The organism is Magnetococcales bacterium, assembly GCA_015231925.1.
Lineage (GTDB): Bacteria > Pseudomonadota > Magnetococcia > Magnetococcales > JADGAQ01 > JADGAQ01.
Map to the genome: position 1 here is coordinate 1 of JADGAQ010000266.1, position 4,556 is coordinate 4,556.

7 protein-coding genes are annotated in these 4,556 nt (G+C 58.9%); all 7 read right to left on the reverse strand.

What is annotated here, in order from left to right; all coding sequences use genetic code 11:
• A partial coding sequence (locus HQL56_18430) for a hypothetical protein (protein ID MBF0311495.1) occupies positions 1–211 on the reverse strand: 211 nt, incomplete at its 3' end.
• A 1-nt stretch (position 212) separates the two neighbouring features.
• Complete coding sequence (locus tag HQL56_18435) at positions 213–770, reverse strand: hypothetical protein (GenBank protein MBF0311496.1); 558 nt, start codon at positions 768–770, stop codon at positions 213–215.
• A 123-nt stretch (positions 771–893) separates the two neighbouring features.
• Positions 894–1,085 carry a hypothetical protein gene (locus tag HQL56_18440; GenBank protein MBF0311497.1) on the reverse strand — a complete coding sequence of 64 codons (192 nt, stop codon included), beginning with the start codon at positions 1,083–1,085 and terminating at the stop codon, positions 894–896.
• A 2-nt stretch (positions 1,086–1,087) separates the two neighbouring features.
• On the reverse strand, positions 1,088–1,987 hold the full coding sequence (locus HQL56_18445) for a hypothetical protein (protein ID MBF0311498.1): 900 nt from the start codon (positions 1,985–1,987) through the stop codon (positions 1,088–1,090).
• 53 nt (positions 1,988–2,040) lie between these two features.
• The gene (locus tag HQL56_18450) at positions 2,041–2,817 is read right to left on the reverse strand and encodes a hypothetical protein (GenBank protein MBF0311499.1); all 777 of its coding nucleotides are present in this window, start codon (positions 2,815–2,817) and stop codon (positions 2,041–2,043) included.
• A 392-nt stretch (positions 2,818–3,209) separates the two neighbouring features.
• Positions 3,210–3,812, reverse strand: coding sequence for a hypothetical protein (locus HQL56_18455; GenBank protein ID MBF0311500.1), 603 nt, complete (start codon positions 3,810–3,812; stop codon positions 3,210–3,212).
• 9 nt (positions 3,813–3,821) lie between these two features.
• Positions 3,822–4,292, reverse strand: coding sequence for a thermonuclease family protein (locus HQL56_18460; protein ID MBF0311501.1), 471 nt, complete (start codon positions 4,290–4,292; stop codon positions 3,822–3,824).
• Between the last annotated feature and the right edge of the window lie 264 nt (positions 4,293–4,556).

Sequence of the window (4,556 nt, forward strand, 5' to 3'; positions counted from 1 at the left end):
GGGGCCCGCCGGACAAAAAGCCGGGGATGAGCTGCTGTACGACCGCCCATCCTCCTGCCATGACCGCAGAGACGATCAGACTGGTCTTGGTGGATCGCCGATCCACCTCATTCAGACGGGTCATGATGGTCCTGAGGTCATCCTGCATGGACTCCTGCTTGGCCTCGACACGACCAAGGGAGCGCAATATGTCGTGGGTTATGTCGTCCATGTCATCTCCCGGATGGCAGCTTGGTGCGCGCCATATGATCCTGCCCGGCGCTGCTGCCAAAGTAATAAGACACCACCTGGTCAGCCTTGCCGCTGACGTAGCCGATCACCATGCCGATCAACGCGCCCGTCTCGCCCGTCAAGTTGAGATGGCCCGACAAGGCCCAACCGACGACGGCAAAAAACCCGGCAAGGACGATGCCGCCAAAAAGCGGTGCGGCCACCCCCCCCACCTTGGCCTCACGCTCGCGGGCGCTGGCCCGGTCGGAAGCGGCGATGCGCTCCCGATCCACGCCCAGCTCCTCAAGACGCTGGGCAAAGGTGGTGTCAGCTTGCTTGAGCTTCAGCAATACTTCCTGGTCCCCGGAGGTGACGGCCTTGGCCAAGGACTCCTCGCCGGGCTCGCAGCCCAGGGCCTGGACAGCCACACGCGCCGCCATGCCCGCCAGCGGGCCACCCAGGGCGGTGGCCAGGGTCGGGGCCACGACGGCCAGGGTCTGCTTCCAGCCGGACAGGCCGGGCGGGAGCGATATCGGGAGGTTGGGGTTGTCGGCAACCATATCAACCCCCTGCGCAATGATCGGATGTGGGCATGGTCCTGCTCCGGAGGCAAAAGTTAGAAAATACGCTCCGGAGCAGGATAGATGGGACAGGGAGGGGAAAAGGAGGGGAAAGGGTTCAGATTATGCGGGGGTCTGTTGTTTCTCTTCGGATTTTTCAGCCTCTTCCCGCCATTGGCGGGCAAGGCTCTGCAGCTCTAAAACTTTTTCCACCGGCACGTAGACAGCCACCTGCCTGAGGCCTTTTGCTTCCAGCCTTGCCCGATATCCGGACATCCACGGGTTACCGGGTTTCTCGCCTTGCTTATTGTCCATTATCAGACCCCTACAATGATCGGAGGGTACCACCTGTATGCAAATTTCCGGGGCCCGGACATCGGTCCGGACCATACCCCATGCCAATGCGCCACCCGCATATGGGGGCGCGGCGATGCCCTGGCGGTATCGTCGTGGCTCTGGGTGACCGCCTTGGCCTCCCGGATCAGACGCCCTGTCTGTAGGCCGACGTCCCAGACGCGGATCTTGTCGGCCTCAAACAGCCGATACCCCTGCCTGGTCCGTTTCGGGGCCGGACGACCTGGGCGGGAGCCGGGGTGCAATCGGTCCTCTATTTCTGGCTCGGACGAGCACAGATAGAGGATCAGCGAGAGTAACGGCGCGGCGGATTGCGCCATTGCACTATTGGTTTGCGGGCTGCAATCCGCAACCACCCCCAGTCCGGCGGCAATGCGTTGCGCCTCCTGCGTCATCCGGTCGATGGCCTCCAGCACGCTCCCGCTGCCAAGATGGATTGGCACCTGGACAAGCCGGTCATCGATACAGTCCAGCAGCAGACGCAGCTCGTGACGCCCGTTGTTGGCGTCGTACTCCAGATGGATCCAACACCCCCTCAGGATGGTGCTGGTCCACGCCAGACCTGGTGTCTCCAGGTACATACCCCACTCCGGCAGACGGTATAGCACCTCTGCCGGGATGGGTTTGGTGGGATCCATCGGGGTGGCGACAAGTGCCGCATACACCTCCGGATCGTACCTGTATACACCCTTGGTCAGTCGCCAAGCGGCCATGGCGGACAGCGCCGCCACGTCCCGCATGGCCTCGATGGCCGCGACCCGCCCACCCGAGACGGCCGCATAAGCGGCTGCCATCGGCAAATAACACCAGGCGGGCCAATCGGCCAGGGCTTTGCCTTTGTCCTGCCGCATACGGTCAAACATGCTCCAGGCGCTTGGGTAGCGCCCGGAGATTTGCTCCAACCTCTGTTGCGGGGTCACTTCGCAGCCTCGATCAGGGCCGCGTATTTGGCATCCCATGCATTGATGTCTTTGATATTTTGTTCGCGCTCGGCGACTTCGGCATTCGTCGCCTTATAATTGACGTTGTTAACATAGAAGTTATATCCACCGGAACGGCCATAAATCTTGCCGTTCCATTTGGCGCCAGTGGACTTTTCCAATTCGGCGATGCGTTTACGGAGTGGGGATAATTCGGGCTTGGGATCGGTCTTTTCGATTTCGGCCAGCTCTTCCCTGGCCTTGGCCTTCGCGTCGCCAGCCTCTTGTTTTTTCTCAAAAATTTTGACAAGCCACATCCTGTCGATGGAGTTGAGGCCGTCCTCCATCTTGTATCCGAGATCCCGCAGAATCCGGAGCTGCTCCTCCATCCAAGTCTTGCCGTGATCGAGACTGTCCAGCTTAACCACTTTGGCCAGGACCCTCTTGGGGCTCTTGAGGGAGAGAGTACCCATGATCCCGGCCTCGTTGCTGTCACTCCAGCGGTAGCCCGCAGCATACAAGGCCGCCTTGTTGGCCTCAATCTGGCCGGTCACCTCGATGGAGAGGACCGGATCGGAGGCCGGGACCAGACAGAGTCTGGCCACCCTGTCGGCAGTCGCATCCTCGGCGGCTTTGGCGGCTTTGTAGCAGTCCGGGCAAACCATGGTCCGCTCGGCCCAGTCCACATACCCTTGCCGCTCGGAGACTTTGCCGCCGATATCCTTGGTCGTGCTGCCGTGGCCGCATGCGTAATTGATCGTGTACTTGCTCATCGCCTATCTCCTCGCGATTTTGTTGGACGGGACCATCCCGCCCTGTTGAAAAGGATATTAACCCATAACTAGTTATGGGGTCAAACAGAAAAATTGGAGAGGGTGCATTTTCTTGGGAGGGGGTTGCGCAACAAAAAAAGCCCCCGTTGCTGGGGGCTTTTTTGTACTTCCTTTGGCGGTCACGTCGCGATTTCAAGATTTCAATCCGCGCCCCTTGGGAGGGGCGACCGAGCTTGCGCTCGTACTACTTTCTTCGTGGTTTCAATCCGCGCCCGGAGGCGACAAGGGGTGGATGGCTCCCCCCTTGGACCCCAACTTACACGAGCCGCTCTACCGGGTCAAGGAGATTTTAAGGACTCGGCAAGGCAGGGGTTTTGCGTCAACAGGCCTTCTTATTGTTTGTTTCTTTTCCGGCAGAGCGACAACCAATCATTATCCGCCGCCTTACCTCTGATGGCCTTTTCGTCAAGTCCTTTGCTTGTAAATACTTCATTAACTAACTTTTCAATCTGCGGCTCGACCCACGCTTTCCGCCTCTCCAGATGCTCGAATTTTCGAGTCAGCCCCTTTTCCGATCGGCCCATGTACCACTTCATAATGGCGATGCTCTCGACGTAGGCGGTTGATCCATCCGGCAGACTCACCCGATAGAGCGCAAACCCATCCTGACCGACATGGCGTTGCAGGATTGTCAGCGAGGTTCCCGCGGTCAAGGTCCGTGTTTTTTCCGCCTTTATCGATACACCCCCCGTCGAATCCAGGAAAGGCGATGACTTGGCGATAATCGCCTCGGTGTTCTGCTCCAGGTGCAAATTACTCCCCTCCGGGATCGAGGTCGAAGCGTCATTCCCGAACTGCCTATTGGCGGCAATGGATATTGCATCCTTTTTAAGGATGAAATCACAAAAGACTTCTCTTTCTGGATCCGCTCCAACCATCCCCACAAAAAGCCCAACTCCCGCAGCCGACAGCCATCCCAACCGTTTCGCTCTCATCGTGCCCCCTTACCTGGTTAAAAGACCCCTCAGTAGCCCCTGCCACCACTCAACTTTGGCCCGTGCTTTGGGCGGGTGGCTGGTGTGGCGGTATTCCCAGGGCGGTACCGGATTACTGTCCGCCCACAGCCCGGTCCGCGACGCCCGGGCCTGCTCTTCCAGGCGGGCGATGGCCGGATCCGTCAGGTAGGCCCGATAAGCCCAGGCCATCCCGGCACGCACCTGTTCCGCGCTGGCATCCAGGTTGCGACAGGTCACCCTGCCCACCGTGCGGCCGTATCGGTCCGTGACTTTTTCGGTCACGCTGACCGGCACCCCCAGACACAACCGAGCGAGGGCCGATTTTGAAAAGGCTCCGTAACGCTGCGCCTTTTCCGGCGCATCCACCTCGGCCAGCCGGACGTTGACGGTCCGGCCCTGGGTGGCTACCTTGATAGTATCACCATCGATGACCGCAATGGCTTTGCCATCAAACGCCATTAAGTTAGTTGAATAATATAAGCAAAAAAGGGTTATAAGGCTGGATTTTTTCATCCTTATAACCCTCGAATTGATTTCATGGCGGCAACATCCCGGCTTGTGTTATCTATATGCCTCCCTTTTCCGCCAATGGTCGACGGATGTCAAGTTGTTAGGTCGCGAAATACAGCGTTTTATTATTAGGCGCGACCCTGAATACGATCCGCCATACGGACGGGTTGACCTCGAATTTGGCGGGGGCCGCGTGGAACGTGTCCCAATACA